Here is a 16,075-nt window from a genome sequence, read left to right on the forward strand (position 1 = left end):
CTCAGCCGTTCAGGAAGGCGTCGTAGACCGCCATTGTGGCGGCCGCCGCGGCCGGGTCCGGATCCGGCCACCACACCGTCGTGGGCGTCACCCGCACCTCGACGCCGGGCAGGGCCAGCGCCTTCGCCTCCTTGAGGCCATCGATCAGCATGTCGTTCGGCCCGGCGCAGACCAGCGTCGGCGTGCGCAGCAGCGGCATGCGGGAGCGGGTGTCGTACGTGAAGGCGGAGCGGTAGGCGCGGTCGTAGGTCGGGCCGCTTTCCAGGATGCCGACCGTGTAGAGGTTCAACTGCTCGGCCGAGGGCAGGCCAAGCTGGCGGGCGGCGGCGCGCTCGACGCGGTACCAGGGCCAGTACAGGAACATGTCGCGGCGCCAGTTCCAGGCGAACTGGAGGTGCAGGCCCCACGGGTCCGCGACGATCGGCGGGAAGTAGCGCGCCAGCAGGTCCTGCTGGAAATCCTGCGAAATGAAGACCGGCCCTTCCAGCACGGCGCGGCCGACGAGATCGGGACGCCGCACGGCGAGCTCGAGTCCGACCAGGGCGCCTGTGTGGGATCCCCAGACGTCGACCTGTGGGAAACCGAGCGCCTCGATCAGCGCGATCATATCGTCCGCGAGGTCGCCGATTTCCACCGGCCGGTCCGGCTTGTCTGAAAGCCCGTTGCCCAGATAATCGACCGAGAACGTCTGGCGTCCGTGCGCCAGCCCGGTGACGACGGGCGCGAACTGGGCCGAAGAGCCGCCCCCCGTGGGGATGATCAGCAGCGGGCGTCCTTCCCCGCCCGCGCGGCGCAGGTGCATGCGGCCGCGCGCGGTCTCGACATAATGGTTCCAGATTGCGCCATTTGGCAGCGGAGCAGTCGACGGAAAGCATGGCGCCGGGGTTGGCGTCGCCAATCCGGCGAGGGCCGAATACAACGCATCAAGGCTGGCGACAGGCGTCCCCGTAGCAGGGGCGGATACGCCGTCCAGGGCGCCCAGGCAGGCGGACCAGAGCCGTTCATACGCGATAGGGTCGACGGCGGCGGCCGTCACGGTGCTGTCGAGTTCGACGGGGGTGGGCAACGGCTCTCCGATCGGCGCCGGCTGCGTCGGATCCAGGGGGTCGAACAGGTGCGCGTCACGCACATGCGCCCAAAGCGCCGTGAGGTGGGCCCCGTCCTGCCGCGGCGCGAGTGACGGCGGGCGCCATGCCCGTCGCGTCCAGGCCTGCGCGGCTGCGGCGCCGAGCGACAGCCCGGGACGGTGTCGCATGCGGGCCGCTATCGCGATGGCGAGATCGCAAGCCGCCAGCGGCGTGTCGGCGGCCACGCAGGCGTCCAGCGCAGCGTCGAGGCTGCGGGCCATGGCGGTGAGATCCGCCGTCGCGAGCCCGGCCGAGCCGCCGACGCCGGGCAGTTCCAGCACGGTGACGCGCCGGCCCGGACACGCTGAAGCAACGCGCGCGGCCGTGGCTTGCGCGCCCAGCGTGAGCCCGTGCAGGACGGCGACGTCCGGCCCGTCGCCGCAGCGCCAGACGCGGATCTGCCCACCCGCGACGGTGATGTAGTGCGGCCGTGGCGCCGCGAAGGCCTGTTGCGAGCCACTCACGGCGCTGCTCCTTGTCAGATTGCCGACTACTCCGCCGCGAAGGCCTTCGGCGGCGGGGTGGTGAGGTACTTCAGCTGCAGCGCCTCGATTTCCTTGAAGCCGATCATCTCGATGAAGGGGTCGTGGCCCATGGTCGGCCGGGGCAGGTTCTTGGTGGTCTTGTCGCGCACCAGTGCGGCGAGGTTTTCCTGCAGCGCAGTCGCGATGCTCATCAACGGCACGAGCGGGAAGGTGGCGAGGCCCGCCACGCTGGCGATCTCGGCCGGCGACAGGTTCTTCTCCAGCCAGCCCAGGATCTGCAGGGACAGCGGCACGCCGCAGGCCTCGCGCAGCGCCCGCAGGCCCTCGATGGTCTTGAACGTGCGGCTGATCGGCTGGATCACGTCCGCGCCCGCCGCCACATACGCCTTGGCGCGCTCGATCGCCTCCGCCTCGGTGGCCACGTCCGTGCGGGCGACGATCAGCATGTTCGGGTTGCGGCGCGACTCCACGGCGGCCCGGATCTTGCCGACCGCCTCGTCCATCGGGATGGTCTCGACCCCGCCGACGCAGATCGGACAGCGCTTGGGCGCGACCTGGTCCTCCATGATCACGGCGGCGACGCCCGTTGCCTCGAACTCGCGGATCGTCCGCATCACGTTGATGGCGTTGCCATAGGCCGTGTCGATGTCGGCGATCACCGGGATGTCGACCACATTGGTGACGTTGCGGACGACGCCGAGATTTTCGGTCATCGTGTAGAGCTCGGCGTCCGGCATGCCGAGCAGCGAGGCGGAGACGCCGAAGCCGCTGGTCAGCAGGGCGTCGAAGCCGGCGGCCTGGATGAAGCGCGCCGACAGCGCGTCATAAGCGCCGGCGGCCCAATGCGTCTTCTGCGCCAGCACCTTGGCGCGGAAATCCTGGTGTCCGGTGAACGGCATGGTGGTGACTCCTCGGGGGTCGGGCGCGGCGGCTAGACGGCCGCGATGGGGCGTTTCAGGTAGGGAACGAGGCCGCCCGCATCCAGCATCTCGCGGTCGGCGTAGGACAGCGGCTCCATCGGGAGCGATGTGCCCTTGGTGAGGTTACGGACGAGATTGGCGTCCCAGTCGACCTCGATCTCGTCCCAGCGGTCCACGAGCGACAGGATCCCGGGGCAGCTCGCCTGCGGGAAGCCCATGCTGATCTCGCCGCGCCAGTAGCCGGGCGAAAAGCTCTCGGCGATCACGCCCGTGACGCCCAGATGCCGCATGGCGCGCATCGGCGGATAGTGCGGGTGGCCGTAGCCGAAATTATGCGCGCCGACGATCACGTCGCCGGGCTTCACCTTGCCGTGGAAGTCCGGGTCGTAGGACAGCATCGCGACCTTCGCGAGCTCGTCCACGTCGGTGATCTTGATGTTCTTGACGCCGACGATCTGGTCGACGTCGAAGTTCTCCTCGTCGAACACGAAGGCGACGCGGCCGCGAAGCGGTTTCAGAGCCATGGCGACCTCCCGGTCAGAGATATTTGCGCGGATCCGCGATCGCGCCCTCGATGGCGGAGGCGGCGACCGTGGCGGCGTTGCAGAGGTAGATCTCCGAATCCGGGCTGCCCATGCGGCCGCGGACATTGAGCGTGCCGGTCGAGACCGCGCGCTGGTTGGCCGACATGGTGGCGATGCGGCCGAAGCAGTAGTCGCAGCTCGGCGACGACACGAAGGCGCCGGCCTCCACCAGCGTCGACAGCAGGCCTTCGCGGCCGGCGGCCGCCATGATCTCCTGGCTGGTCGGCACGACATTGAGCTGGAACCCAGCTTTCACCTGCCGGCCCTGCAGCACCTTGGCGGCGACCCGCAGGTCTTCCAGCCGGCCCGACGCGCAGGAGCCGAGGTAACCGGCGTTGATCTCGATCCCCAGGTACTCCGACAAGTTGCGGGAATTCGCGGGCGTCGGCGGGATCACGACCAGCGGCTCCAGATCGGTGAGATCGAGATCGTGGACGGCCGAGTACTCGGCGTCAGGGTCGCTCCAGACGGGCTCGATCTTCTTTTTGGCGCGCGGCAGCGCGTAGGCCAGCCGCTCCTCGTCCGGGTTGACGATGGCCGTCACCGCGCCGGTGAACATGGCGAGGCCCGTGATGGTCTGCAGGCCTTCGGTCGAAATCTGCGAGAGCGCCGGACCGCCCACCTCCAGAACCTGGAAGCGGCAGGACGCGGGCCCCAACGTGCGCACCAGATGGTGGAACACGTCGCGGGCCATCACGCCCTTCTGCAACGTGCCGCGCAGGTTCACCCGCACGGTTTGCGGCACCTTGATGGAGATGCGCTCGCGCACGAAGGCTTCGAGCAGGTTACGACGGATGCCCATCGCCAACGTGCCGAAGGTGCCGAGCTGGCTGATGTGCCCGTCGAAATGCACCACGAACGCGCCCGGCACCGCGTAGCCGACCTCGGCCGCCACCTGATGCCCGATGCCCTTGCGCTCATAGAGGGCGACGCCGTTCTCGGCGCACCATGTGCGGGTGCCGATGTGCAGCTCCTCCTCCTTGGGGGTGGCGGCAGGCACCATGTGGTCGATGAAGATGGCGTAGCGATCCGGCTCGGCGACGCGCTCGATGCCGAAATCCTCCTTCATCTGCTTGAAGTAGACGTCGGTGTAGCCGGGAAAGTCATAGGCGATGACGTAGTCCGGCTTGGCCATGACCTCGTCGCCGGCCTTCACGAACTCCTTGCCGGACACCCGGGCCAGGATCTTCTCGGTGATGGTGTAACCCACGTGCGATCTCCTTCGGCCGGCTTGCGCCCGCCGCTCAGTGCCGGCCGGCGCTCTCGGCCGGCTTGAATGTGAAGCCGCCGCCCCGGCGACCGATGAAGCCCGCATGCGGTGGGCCAAAATGGGAGGGCAACAGCAACGCGCCAGTGTCGGCGCAATGCTCGAGCAGCCGCAGCCGTGTCGCGCGCGCGGCCTCCTGGTCTTCGCAGAAGCAGCTGTTCAGCTGCGGCGCGTACACCTGGATGGGCTGGTGCAGCACGTCGGCCGAGCACACGAAGCTTTCGCCGCCCTTCGCATAGACGAGGTTGAGCTGCGTCTCGGTGTGCCCCGGCGCAGCCGCGACCGTGAGGCCGGGCAGGATCTCGTCGCCCGGGTCCACGAAGTCGACCAGCCCGGCCTCGATCACCGGATCGACGCTGTCGCGGATCACGTCGACGTTCTCCGGCAATCGTGCGCGCCCCGCGCCGCCCTCGCGCCAGTGGTCGTATTCGGCGCGGCCAAACAGGTAGCGGGCGTTTGGAAAGGTCGGGACCCAGCGCTCTCCGTCCCGGCGCGTGTTCCAGCCGACATGGTCGATGTGCAGGTGCGTGTTGAAAACGAAATCCACGTCCTCGGGCGCCACGCCCGCGGCCGCGAGATTGTCCAGGTAGGGAAAGTCCAGCATGTGGAAGCGCCGGAACAGCGGCAGCGCCCGCGCCTTGCCGTTGCCCGAGCAGGTGTCCACCAGGATCGTCTTGCCTTGCAGCCGGATGAGCCAGGACTGGATGCTCGACATCACCTTGCCGCTGGCGGCGTGAAAGAAGTTGGGGCCGGCGAGTTGGGGATGCTCTTCAAGCAGCGCCGCATCGAAGCCGGGCAGCAGGAACTGGGGCTCGAACCCCTGCTCCAGCACCTCCTCGACGCGGGCGACAGAGACGCCGCCGAGCTGAAAATTCGCCACAGGCGCACTCCCTTGGGCGCAGTTTTCTTGGCCCAAGGGTTACCACGCAGCACGCATCCTGCCAATCAGCAAAATGCGTTTCATCAGATGACACGACAGTGCGCGCGGTTCAAACCGCGCCGCGATCTCCCGTGCGCAGCTTCTCGGCATAGACGTTGATCACCAGGGCGGCGAGCAGGATGAGGCCGCGGATCAGGATTTTCAGGAAGCTGTCGATGTTCACATGGTCGAGCCCGTTGTTGAGCACGCCCAGCACGAACAGGCCCAGGATGGTGTTGCCGATGCCGCCGCGTCCGCCGAACAGGCTGGTGCCGCCCACCACCACGGCCGCGATGGCGTCCAGGAGGTAACTGTCGAACTCGTTTTGCTGCGCGCTGCCGAAATAGGCTACGCCCAGCATGCCGGCGACGCCGGAGCAGACCGCCGAGATCACCAGCGCGGCGCCCACCACGAAGCCGGCGTTGACGCCCGAATTTTCGGCCGCCTCGCGGTTGCCGCCGACCATGTAGACGTAGCGTCCGAAGCGCGTGTAGGTCAGCACCAGGTGGGCGACCAGCAGGAAAAGCGCCGCCACGATCACGATCCAGGGCACGCCCAGAAACGAGCGCGAGCCCAGCGTGGTGATCAGGGGCGGCACCGAATAGGCGATCTGGCCGCGCACCAGCAGCGCGCTCACGCCCGCGCCGATCTGCATCATCGCCAGCGTCATGATGAAGGACGGAATGCCGATACGCGTCACGCCCACCGCCGTGATCAGCCCGAGCAGCGCGCATGCCGCCAAAGCGAGCAGGATTGCGATCGGCCCCGGCAGAGGCAGGTTGGCGATGGCCACGCTGGCGTCCTGCAGGGTGAAAAACGCCACCACGATGCCGGTCGCGTTGGCGACGGCCGCGACGCTGAGGTCGATCTCGGCCGTCAGGATCACGAAGGTGAGCCCGACCGCGATGATCGCCGTCACCGAGACCTGCTGCAGGATGTTCCAGACATTGCCCATGCTGGTGAAGGACGGGCTCGCGATCGAGAAGAACAGGATCAGGAACAGCAGCGTCAGCAGCGGCGCGATGTTGCGCAGGCGATGGCTCAGCCATCGGCCGGCCCGGTTGGCGAGGGGAGGCCGGCTTTGCGTGGCGGATGCAGCGTCCATGAACGGGTCCCCGGACTATTGAAACAGCGGCCTGCCGTAATGGCGGACGGCCTCAGGCCGCCGCGAGCAGATCCTCCTTGGAGATCGCCATGTCGGCGAACTCCCGCACGACCTCGCCCCGGCGCAGCACCAGGATGCGGTCAGCCATCGACAGCACCGTCTCGGGCTCGGTCGACAGCACGATTACGGCGATGCCCTGCTCCTTGAGCGAACGCACGATGCGCACGACATCCTCTTTCGCCCCCACATCCATCCCGCGCGTGGGCTCGCACAGCACGAGCACGCGGGGAGGGCGGGTCAGCCAACGCGCCAGCGCGACCTTCTGCTGGTTGCCGCCCGACAGCGCGCCGAGCCTCGTTGAAGGACCCGGCGCGCGGATGCCGAGCGTTTGGATGTGGCCCGCCGCGATGGCGCGCTCGCGGTCCGGTTTCACCCAAATCCGGGAGATGGTCTCGAGGATCGAGATCGAGATGTTGCGGTAGATTGGCTCCTCGGCGAACAGCATGGCGCGCCGGCTCTCCGGCACGAACGCCATGCCGGCCCGCTTGGCCGCTGCGGCGCCGCTGAGCCGGGCCGGCTGGCCGCCGATGCGCATCGCCCCGCGCCGGGGTTGGATTTTGCCGAACAACGCGCGCGACAGCTCGATCTGGCCGCAGCCCATGTAGCCGTAGACGCCCAGCGCTTCGCCGGCGCGCACCTGGAAGCTGACGTCCCGGAACGCCGGCGCGTGCGTGAGGCCGACGGCCTCGAACGCCACCGGGGCGTCCCGGGGCGTCGCGAGCTGGATGGAGCCCATCCAGCTTTCCTCGAGGTCGGCCGCCTGCGCGCCGATCATGCGTTCGATCAGCCAGCCCTTGTCGATGGCCGGCGACACCCGCTCGGTCACGACCTTGCGGCCGTTGCGGAATACCGAAACCACGTCGGAGATGCGCAGGATGTCGTCCAGGAAATGCGAGATGAAGATGATGCTGCGGCCTTCCGCCTTCAGGCGGCGCAGCACTTCGAACAGCCGCTCGGTTTCGGGCGGCGACAGCGCCGACGTCGGCTCGTCGAGGATGATCGCCTCGGCGCCCGAAAACAGAACGCGCCCCAACTCCACCAACTGCTGCACGCCGATCGGCAGGAGCCCGGCCGGCGCGTCCACGTCGATCTCCAGCCCGAGGCGCGACAGCAGATCGCGCGCGCCGCGCCGCATCGCGCCCCAGTCCACCATCCCGAAGCGGTTGGTGGGCTGCGCGCCGAGATAGACGTTCTCGGCCACGCTCAGGTCCGGCGCGATGCTCAGCTCCTGGTGGACCATGCCGATGCCGGCCGCCAGCGCGTCCCGCGAGGCGCGGAAGCGCACCTCGCGGCCACGCACGCGCATGATCCCGCCGAACTCCGGGTGAACTCCGGCGATGATCTTCATGAGCGTGCTTTTGCCCGCCCCGTTCTCGCCCACGAGGCCGTGGATCTCGCCGGGCGCGAGCGCCAGGTCGACATCCCTCAGCGCCTGGACCCCGCCAAACGCCTTGGAGATGCCGACCAGTTCCAGGATGGGCTCGACCGCCATGGCGCAGCGCCCGTCAGATCAGGAACTGCTCTTCCATCCAGGCCATCCCGGCCGCGTTGGCCTTGGTCACCACCGGGCCGTCCGTGATGATGTGCTTGGGGATGTCGGTTCCGGTCTTGGCCCCGTTCATCACGGCCGCGACGCCCGCGATGATCGCGCCGCCGTGGATGCGGCAGGAGGGGTTGCGCACCGTCGCGAACATGCGCCCGTCGCTCACCGCCGCAATCGCGGGCGGCATGGCGTCCACGCCGCCGATCTTGATCTCGGTCCGGCCCTTGGCCTTCATGACGTTGTAGGCCGCGAGCGCCATGTCGTCGTTGTGGAAGAACGCCGCGTCGATCTTGGGGTACTTGGTGAGATAGCTCTCCCAGAGCCGCACCGCCTTGGTGACGTCCCAGTCGGCCGGCTGCGTTTCCAGGACCTCGATCTTGGGGAACTTCTTCACCACCGAGTCGAAGCCGCGAGCCCGGCCTTGCGCGCCGGTATGCCCGAGGGCGCCCTGCGTCATGATGACCTTGCCCTCGCCCCCGATGGCGTCCACCAGCGCCTGCGTGACGGAGGCGCCCATGAACTCGTTGTCGGGCGCCAGGAAGGTGTGAACGTTGATGGAGTCCAGCGGCGCGATCAGCGTGTCCATGTCGATCACGGGCGTGCCGCCCTCGATCATGCGGTTCACCGGAGCCGTCAGCGTACCGATGCCGAAGGCCTGGATGGCGACGAAGTCCCATTTCTGGGAGGCCATGTTGTCGATGGCGGAGCGCTGCTTCACGGCGTCGAGCTGGCCATCGAACCAGGTCACCTCGACATTGAACAGCTTGCCCCAGTATTCGGCCGCCTGCTTGCCCTGGGCGCACCAGGTGGCCTGAAGGCCGGCGTTGGAGAAGGCGGCCTTGAGCGGCTTAGAGGATCGGCCCGCCTCCTTGGCCATGGCGGCCGCCATGAAAGGGCTCACGCCCATGCCGCCGAAAAGCGCCGCGGCGCCAGCCGCCGCCGCAGAACCGAGCATCAGGCCACGCCGGGAAGCCCCGACGGAATCGTCTTGGGTCATGATTTCCTCCACTGCGATCCGGCCTTATGCGGCCCGGTATCGAGGACTAGGCTGGCATGTCCTGAAGTCTTAGTCACGGGCCATTGCGGCTCGTCTGCGCATGTCTCGAATGCGTTCTGCGCCAGTGCGCGCCAGGACTATTATCGCCACCGGCGACGCCGGGCGGCCTGGATCTGTCGGTGCAATCTGGAGGAAAAATTGGAGCGGGCGAAGGGAATCGAACCCTCGACATACAGCTTGGGAAGCTGTCGTTCTACCACTGAACTACGCCCGCGCGCCTCGCCCTTATAGGGCGGAATCGGCGCGCCCCGCAAGGCGCTAGCCGCCTTTGAAATGCTTGGAAAGCTTGAGGCCCTGGGCCTGGTAGTTCGAGCCGAGGCCCGAGCCGTAGAGCGCGGCCGGGCGCCCGGCCATGCGCTCGTAGACGAGGCGGCCGACGATCTGGCCGTCCTCCAGAATGAACGGCACGTCGCGCGAGCGCACCTCCAGCACGGCCCGGCTGCCCGCGCCGCCCGCGCCCGCATGGCCGAAGCCGGGATCGAAGAAGCCCGCATAATGGACGCGGAACTCGCCCACGAGCGGATCGAACGGCGTCATCTCGGCCGCGTAGTCAGGCGGCACGTGCACAGCCTCCTTGGAAGCCAGGATGTAGAACTGGCCCGGATCGAGGATCAACTCGCCCTCGCCCTTGAGATGCAGCGGGTCCCAATAGTCCTCGACCGCGCGCGCCCCGACGGCGTCCACGTCCACGAGACCGGTGTAGCGCTTCGCCCTGTAGCCGACGAGCCGGTCCGGGCCGAAGCCGACGAGGTCGACGCTCACCGCCACCCCGTTCTGGATCGAGGGCTCAGCCGACGTCACCAGCCGGTCGCGGGCATGCAGGGCCGCGAGCTCGGCGTCGTCGAGCCGCACCGCGCCGGACCGGAACCGCACCTGCGACAGGCGCGAGCCGGTGCGCACCAGCACCGGGAAGGTGCGAGGGGAAATTTCGAGATAGAGCGGCCCCTTGTAGCCGGCCGAAATCTGGTCGAATTCGGTCGCCCCGTTGGCGATCACGCGCGTGAACACGTCGAGGCGCCCGGTGGAGCTCTTCGGGTTCGCGCCCGCCGCGATGTCGTCCGGCAGATCGAGGCTTTCGCCCAGTTCGGCGATGTAAACCGCGCCGGTCTCCAGCACGGCTCCGCGCGTCAGGTCGATCTCGTGGAACGAGAGCTGCGCGATGCGCTCTTCGACGCTGGTCTTGAGCCCGGGCAGGAAGCTGGCCCGCACCCGAAAGGCGCGCCGGCCGAGGCGCAGGTCCAGGCTCGCGGGCTGGATCTGCCCGGCCGCGAGCGGCGCGTCCGTGCGGATATGTCCAGCCGAGACGAGCGCCTCGATGGCTTGCGAGGGAAGAATGCCGGGCTTGCGGGTCACGGCTGGATCCTGGCGCGAGCGCCCCATGGGGCTTTCCCATCCACTAGCGCATCGCCGGCCCGGCGCAAACAACCGTTGACCATAGCGACGGCGCAGGCGTAAGCAGGTGTGGACATCGTGGTCTTTGTGCCGGCCGGCTTGCACCCACGTTAAAAATGCTAAAAGGCCGGGGCGACGCATGTCCGGCCCGGTCTTTTATGATCCGGCCGGATTTTTTGTGTCCGGAGATGGGTCATGCCCGACGAAAGCCGCTTCGAAACCGCCAACCTGCATGCCGACACGCTGCTGGTGCATGGCGGCGGCATGCGATCGTCGTTCGGCGAAATGTCCGAGGCGTTGTTTCTCACGCAGGGCTTCGCCTACGACACCATGGAAGCCGCCGAGGCCCGCTTCAACGGCGAGGATCCCGGCTTCATCTATTCGCGGTTCTCCAACCCCACGGTGGCGATGTTCGAAAGCCGCATGGCGCTGCTGGAAGGCGCCGAGGCGGCCCGCGCCACCGCCAGCGGCATGGCGGCCGTGACGGCGGCCATGATGGGGCTGGTCAAGGCCGGCGACCATGTGGTGGCCGCCAAGGCGCTGTTCGGGTCGTGTCGCTACATCGTCGAGGACCTGCTGCCGCGCTTCGGAGTGGCGTCAACGCTTGTGGACGGCACGGATCTCGCGCAGTGGAGCGCGGCGGCGCGGCCCAACACCAAAGTGTTCTTTCTCGAGAGCCCCACCAACCCGACGCTGGAGATCATCGACATCGAGGCCGTGGCCGGGATCGCGCATGCGGCCGGCGCGAAGCTCGTGGTCGACAACGTGCTGGCGACGCCGATCTACCAGAAGCCGCTGCGGCTCGGGGCCGACTGCGTGATCTACTCGGCCACCAAGCACATCGACGGCCAGGGCCGCTGCCTCGGCGGCGTGATCCTCGGTTCGGCCGCCTTCATCAACGACAACGTCCACAACCTGCTTCGCCAGACCGGCCCGGCGCTGTCGCCCTTCAACGCCTGGGTGCTCCTGAAGGGACTAGAGACGCTGCCCCTGCGGGTCGCCCGCCAGGCCCACACGGCCGCGCTCGTGGCCGACCAGCTCTCGCGCCTGCCCGGCGTCCTGAAGGTGCTGTACCCCGGCCGCGCCGACCACCCGCAGCACGGGCTGGCCCAGCGCCAGATGGGCAGCGGCGGCACCATGGTGGCGTTCGAGATCGAGGGCGGGAAACCCGGCGCCTTCGCGTTCGGCAACCGCCTTCGGATCGTCAAGATCTCCAACAACCTCGGCGACGCCAAGACAATCGTGACACATCCGGCCACCACCACCCACCAGCGCCTGACGCGCGAGGCCCGGGAAGAGCTCGGCATCACCGAAGGCCTGCTGCGGTTGTCGGTGGGGCTGGAGCACCCCGAGGACCTTCTGGCCGACTTCGCCCAGGCCGCACGGGGGTAGGGCGGCAGCCGAGAGACGGCTGCCAATCCCGGGCCACCCTCCCGTCATTGCGAGCCCAGCGAAGAAATTCAGTCTAAAGGCCGGGATTACAGGCTGGATTGCTTCGCCTCCGGCTCGCAATGACGGCGAGAGGCGCTCACGCCGCCGCACTCTGCAGCTTCGCTCCGCGCGTCACGTTCAGGGCGATCACCACCAGCCCGAGCACGAAGCCCATCGTGTCGCTGTAGGAGAAATCGCTGATCAGCAGCGCGGCCGAGAGTCCGGCCAGCACACGTTCCATCAGATTCGTACGCACCCTCAGGAAGCCGATGGCCGCGATGCCCGACATGGCGATAACCATCATGGCCTTGGTGAACACCACCGCGACCTCCACCCAGTAGCCATACGCCGCCGCGATCGCCCCGCCGTTCTGCAGCATCAGCGAGGGCTCGTAGACGGCCATGAAAGGGATCAGGAACCCGGCCAGCGCGATGCGGGTCGCCTGCCAGCCGATGGCGTCCGGCGACGCCTTGGCGATGGGCGCGGCCGCGAGCGCGGCGAGCGCAACCGGCGGCGTCAGGTCGGCGATGATGCCGTAGTAGAACACGAACATGTGGCTGACGATCAGCGGGACGCCGAGTTGCAGCAGGGCAGGGGCCGCCAGCGAAGCCGTGATGATGTAGGTCGGAATCGTCGGCAGGCCCGTGCCCAGGATGATCGAGGTCACCATCACGAGCACCAGCGAGGCGAACAGCGACGCCTTGCCGAACGACACGATGTAGCTGCCCAGGATCGTGGCCGATCCGGTGAGCGTCAGCGTGCCGATCACCACGCCCACGATCGCGCAGGCGAGCCCGACCGGCAGAGCCTGCCGGGCGCCGTCCGCGAGCGCGTCGCGGCACATGGCCAGCGTTTCGCGACCGCCGCGGCTCAGGAGATTGATGACGATCAGCGCCGCCACCATGGCGACCAGCACCAGCACGCCGAACTTCAGGAACGAGGCCGTGAGCAGGCCGATCACGATCCAGAACGCAACGCGGAACGCCTGGGAGCCGAGCCCCAGCGCCACGGTCGCGCCGAGGATCATCACCACCGTCAGCGCGAGCCCGACCGAGCCGGCGAACAGCGGCGTGAAGCCGTGCATCAGCATGTAGATCAGCAGCGCGAGCGGCAGCACGAGGTGCCATTGCCGCTTCAGGGCCGCGAGTGGGCTCGGCAGCTCCGACCGCGGCATGCCGCGCAGGTTCTCTTTGCCGGCCTCCAGATGCACCATCCAGAACGCCGAGGCGAAATACAGGATGGCCGGGATGATGGCGGCCTTGACGATCTCGGCGTAGGGCACGCCGATGTTCTCGGCCATGATGAACGCCACCGCGCCCATCACCGGCGGCATGATCTGCCCGCCCATGGAGGCCGTCGCCTCGACGCCGCCCGCGAAGCTGGACTTGTAGCCGAACTTCTTCATCAGCGGGATCGTGAACTGGCCCACCGTCACCACGTTGGCGACGCCCGAACCCGAGATCGTGCCCATGAAGGCGGAGGACACCACCGCCACCTTGGCGGCGCCGCCCTTGGCCCAGCCGACGAGGCCGAGCGCCACGTCGTTGAAGAGCTGGATCATGCCGGCCCGCTCCAGAAACGAGCCGAACAGCACGAACAGGAAGATATAGGTCGCCGAGACGCCCGTCGGCGTTCCGTAGATGCCCTCCGTCCCAAAGGACATCTGCTCGACGATCTGGTCCAGGCTGTAGCCGCGGTGGTCCAGCGGGGCGGGCAGCAGGTGGCCGAACATGCCGTAGGCCAGAAAGGCGAGGCAAATCAACGGCAACGCGGCGCCCATCAGCATCCACGCCACCGCAAAGAGGATCACCAGAGTGGTGACGCCGACGACGAAGTCAGCCGTGGTGAGTTCGCCGGCGCGATTCACGAGGTCAATGAAGAAGACCCAGTGATAAAGCCCCGCCGCGAATCCGATCAGCGCCACGGCCCAGCCCAGCATTCTCAGGGCGGAGTTGGGGGCCTTGTGGTTTGCTATCAGTGCGCCGCCGACCAGCACCAGAAAGCCCACATGCACGGACCTCAGCACCTGCGCGGGCAGAATGGCGTAGACCGCGGTGGCGATCTGGAACACCGAGAAGGCCAGCGCGATCCAGAAGGCCAGCCGCGCCGACCAGCCTTCGCCCCAGCCGGGCGGCAGGCCGTGCTCAATCTCCATCTCGGTGAGGCTCGTGGTCGCAGGGTGGTGGTGCGTGTCGGCGGCCGTGCTCATTTCTCGTCCCTGCGTCCATTCTTGAATCGCTCGTTGGCGGCACTAAAGCACTGCGCGGGCTGCGTGGAAACGCCAATGGTCCGCAATGGCGCCCTGGCGGCGCGCCAACGCTCCGGACAACCGCAGGGGGTGGACAGCTGCAACGCCCGTGCTTCATTGTCGCAACCTCTGATATAGGCCGGGGGGCATATGACGGTGCGGTGGAGGCCGCTGGGCAAAGGCGCATCCCTGCGGCTGAGGCTGCTGGCCCTTTCGGTGGCGGCGCTGCTGCCGGGCTTCCTCGTCCTGGGCTACACGCAGGTGCAGATCGATCGCTCGCGGAAAGCCGAGATCCTCGATCTCGCGACGCGAAGCGCCGTGCTGGCGTCGTCCGAGCTCGACCGCATCGTCTCGGGCGTTCAGAACCTGCTCGTCGCCGTATCAAGGACCGAGGGCGTCCGTGACATGGCCGATCCGGCATGCTCGTCCTACCTTGCGGCGCTGCAGCCGGACCTGCCGCATCTGATCGGCCTGACAGTGATCGACGCAGCCGGCCAGTTTCGTTGCGGCTCGACGCCTGCGCCTGAAAACGCCGTGTATCGCGACCGCGCTTATTTCCAGGACGCCCTGCGCCACCGCGGCATCGTGCTGGGGCAATACACGGTGGGGCGATTTTCCGGGAAGCCGGTCCTGCCGGTGGCGCTGGCCATGCGCGACGCCGCCGGCGCGCCAACCGGCGTCGTGGTGGCGGCCATCGACCTCGCCTGGCTTGGCGGTCTGATCAGGGACAGGGGCGTGCCGCCCGGCGGCTCGCTGACGGTGGCGGACATCAACGGCACGATCCTGGTTCGGCAGCCATTCCCCGAGCGCTTCGTCGGCGCAAAAATTCCCGATCCCTTTTTGCGCCTCGTAAAGGCGTCAGCGCCAGGCGCCGAGGTCATCGACAGCCAGGACGGCACGTCGCGCGTTCTGGGCTACGTGCCGGTCGTCGATCCGCTCTCGGACCTTTACGTGAGCGCCGGGCTCTCCACGGAGGTGAGTTTCGGGACCGTGAGCCGCGCCGCCTATGTGGGCGGCCTCCTCGCCGCCTTCGGGGCGCTGGCGACCCTCGGAGCGACTTGGCTGGCCGGGCGGAGGTTCTTCGTGCGGCCTGTGGAGTCCGTGACCAGCACATTGCGGCGCTGGCGCGAGGGCGACCGAACCGCCCGGACCGGCTTCAGCGCTGGGCATGGTGAGCTGGGCGAACTCGGGGCCGAGCTGGACCGCATGATGGACGAAATCGTGCGATCGCAGGATCAGCGCGAGCTTCTCGCCGGGGAACTGGCCCACCGGGTCAAGAACACGCTCGCGACCGTGCACGCCATCGCGGCCAGCACGTTGAACAAGGTGAGCCCGGGACGCGAGATCCTGCCGGACTATCTCGCCCGGATCGCCGCACTGGCGCGCACGCATGACGTGCTGACCTCCGAGCGCTGGGAAGGCGCGGAACTGCACGCGCTGATCCGCGCCGTCACCGGGCCCCTGGTGGTGGACCACGAGAGCCGGATGACGCTGGCCGGCGCGTCCCTGCATCTGCGTCCCTCGGAGGTGCTCGGCATGACGATGGTGCTGCACGAGCTGTGCACCAATGCTCTCAAGTACGGGGCGCTTTCGGTTCCGGACGGCAGGGTCTCCATCACGTGGGCCACCGCGCCAGACGTTTCAGGCCCGACCCTGACGCTGACCTGGCGTGAGCGCGGCGGCCCGCCCGTCGTGGCTCCCGGTTCGCGCCTCGGATTCGGCACGCGCCTGATGGCGCGGGCGTTCGGCGACGCGGGCGAGGTTCGGGTGCATTTCGAGCCTGAGGGCGTGCTGTGCAGGATCGACCTTGAGATTGCCGAAACCGCCAAGGATGCCGCGTAATTCCCGCGGGCCGCACGCTACCTAACAACAATCAACAAGCAAAATCGCATGTTGCAGAATGTCAAGCTGAAGCTTTACAGCAAAATTCCATGTCG

The 16,075-nt window shown here is 67.9% G+C and carries 12 protein-coding genes, 1 tRNA gene and 1 riboswitch; of the genes, 2 read left to right on the top strand and 11 right to left on the bottom strand.

The window, feature by feature from the left end:
• Nucleotide 1: 1 nt before the first annotated feature.
• The 10 genes from IEV99_RS03195 to IEV99_RS03240 form a co-directional block, all read right to left on the bottom strand.
• Nucleotides 2-1,591: an alpha/beta fold hydrolase gene (locus tag IEV99_RS03195; RefSeq protein ID WP_188516271.1), complete on the bottom strand. Its 1,590-nt coding sequence runs from the start codon at nt 1,589-1,591 to the stop codon at nt 2-4.
• A 26-nt stretch (nt 1,592-1,617) separates the two neighbouring features.
• Nucleotides 1,618-2,511 (bottom strand): isocitrate lyase/PEP mutase family protein, encoded by an 894-nt coding sequence (locus IEV99_RS03200; RefSeq protein ID WP_188516272.1) that lies wholly within the window; start codon nt 2,509-2,511, stop codon nt 1,618-1,620.
• A gap of 32 nt (nt 2,512-2,543) precedes the next feature.
• Nucleotides 2,544-3,056, bottom strand: a complete 513-nt coding sequence (locus IEV99_RS03205; protein ID WP_188516273.1) for a 3-isopropylmalate dehydratase small subunit — start codon at nt 3,054-3,056, stop codon at nt 2,544-2,546.
• Between the two features lie 13 nt (nt 3,057-3,069).
• The gene (locus IEV99_RS03210) at nt 3,070-4,326 is read right to left on the bottom strand and encodes a 3-isopropylmalate dehydratase large subunit (RefSeq protein ID WP_188516274.1); all 1,257 of its coding nucleotides are present in this window, start codon (nt 4,324-4,326) and stop codon (nt 3,070-3,072) included.
• 34 nt (nt 4,327-4,360) lie between these two features.
• Complete coding sequence (locus tag IEV99_RS03215; RefSeq protein ID WP_188516275.1) at nt 4,361-5,263, bottom strand: MBL fold metallo-hydrolase; 903 nt, start codon at nt 5,261-5,263, stop codon at nt 4,361-4,363.
• 109 nt (nt 5,264-5,372) lie between these two features.
• A complete protein-coding gene (locus tag IEV99_RS03220; protein ID WP_188516276.1) occupies nt 5,373-6,407 on the bottom strand; it encodes an ABC transporter permease in 1,035 nt (344 codons plus the stop codon).
• 52 nt (nt 6,408-6,459) lie between these two features.
• Nucleotides 6,460-7,959, bottom strand: a complete 1,500-nt coding sequence (locus IEV99_RS03225; RefSeq protein ID WP_188516277.1) for a sugar ABC transporter ATP-binding protein — start codon at nt 7,957-7,959, stop codon at nt 6,460-6,462.
• 13 nt (nt 7,960-7,972) lie between these two features.
• A complete protein-coding gene (locus IEV99_RS03230; RefSeq protein WP_188516278.1) occupies nt 7,973-9,007 on the bottom strand; it encodes a sugar ABC transporter substrate-binding protein in 1,035 nt (344 codons plus the stop codon).
• Nucleotides 9,008-9,206: 199 nt separating this feature from the next.
• Nucleotides 9,207-9,281 (bottom strand) — tRNA-Gly (locus IEV99_RS03235).
• Nucleotides 9,282-9,325: 44 nt separating this feature from the next.
• Complete coding sequence (locus IEV99_RS03240) at nt 9,326-10,447, bottom strand: 2'-deoxycytidine 5'-triphosphate deaminase (RefSeq protein ID WP_188516279.1); 1,122 nt, start codon at nt 10,445-10,447, stop codon at nt 9,326-9,328.
• Nucleotides 10,448-10,527: 80 nt separating this feature from the next.
• Nucleotides 10,528-10,602, top strand: a riboswitch (SAM riboswitch).
• Nucleotides 10,603-10,654: 52 nt separating this feature from the next.
• Between IEV99_RS03240 and metZ the strand changes: the two genes are divergently transcribed.
• Nucleotides 10,655-11,851, top strand: coding sequence for an O-succinylhomoserine sulfhydrylase (metZ, locus tag IEV99_RS03245; RefSeq protein ID WP_188516280.1), 1,197 nt, complete (start codon nt 10,655-10,657; stop codon nt 11,849-11,851).
• Nucleotides 11,852-11,987: 136 nt separating this feature from the next.
• Here metZ and IEV99_RS03250 read toward each other — a convergent pair whose 3' ends face one another.
• Complete coding sequence (locus tag IEV99_RS03250) at nt 11,988-14,099, bottom strand: TRAP transporter permease (protein WP_188516281.1); 2,112 nt, start codon at nt 14,097-14,099, stop codon at nt 11,988-11,990.
• A gap of 189 nt (nt 14,100-14,288) precedes the next feature.
• Here IEV99_RS03250 and IEV99_RS03255 point away from each other — a divergent pair, with 189 nt between their 5' ends.
• Nucleotides 14,289-15,980 carry an HWE histidine kinase domain-containing protein gene (locus IEV99_RS03255; protein WP_188516282.1) on the top strand — a complete coding sequence of 564 codons (1,692 nt, stop codon included), beginning with the start codon at nt 14,289-14,291 and terminating at the stop codon, nt 15,978-15,980.
• The last annotated feature ends 95 nt before the right edge of the window (nt 15,981-16,075 follow it).

Source organism: Alsobacter metallidurans (genome assembly GCF_014636935.1).
Lineage (GTDB): Bacteria > Pseudomonadota > Alphaproteobacteria > Rhizobiales > Beijerinckiaceae > Alsobacter > Alsobacter metallidurans.

Excerpts from the sequence above, each read along its gene's own strand:
- IEV99_RS03230 (WP_188516278.1), bottom strand. The coding sequence starts at position 9,007 with ATGACCCAAGACGATTCCGTCGGGGCTTCCCGGCGTGGCCTGATGCTC.
- IEV99_RS03255 (WP_188516282.1), top strand. The coding sequence starts at position 14,289 with ATGACGGTGCGGTGGAGGCCGCTGGGCAAAGGCGCATCCCTGCGGCTG.
- metZ (WP_188516280.1), top strand. The coding sequence starts at position 10,655 with ATGCCCGACGAAAGCCGCTTCGAAACCGCCAACCTGCATGCCGACACG.
- IEV99_RS03200 (WP_188516272.1), bottom strand. The coding sequence starts at position 2,511 with ATGCCGTTCACCGGACACCAGGATTTCCGCGCCAAGGTGCTGGCGCAG.
- IEV99_RS03240 (WP_188516279.1), bottom strand. The coding sequence starts at position 10,447 with ATGGGGCGCTCGCGCCAGGATCCAGCCGTGACCCGCAAGCCCGGCATT.
- IEV99_RS03225 (WP_188516277.1), bottom strand. The coding sequence starts at position 7,959 with ATGGCGGTCGAGCCCATCCTGGAACTGGTCGGCATCTCCAAGGCGTTT.
- IEV99_RS03250 (WP_188516281.1), bottom strand. The coding sequence starts at position 14,099 with ATGAGCACGGCCGCCGACACGCACCACCACCCTGCGACCACGAGCCTC.
- IEV99_RS03205 (WP_188516273.1), bottom strand. The coding sequence starts at position 3,056 with ATGGCTCTGAAACCGCTTCGCGGCCGCGTCGCCTTCGTGTTCGACGAG.
- IEV99_RS03220 (WP_188516276.1), bottom strand. The coding sequence starts at position 6,407 with ATGGACGCTGCATCCGCCACGCAAAGCCGGCCTCCCCTCGCCAACCGG.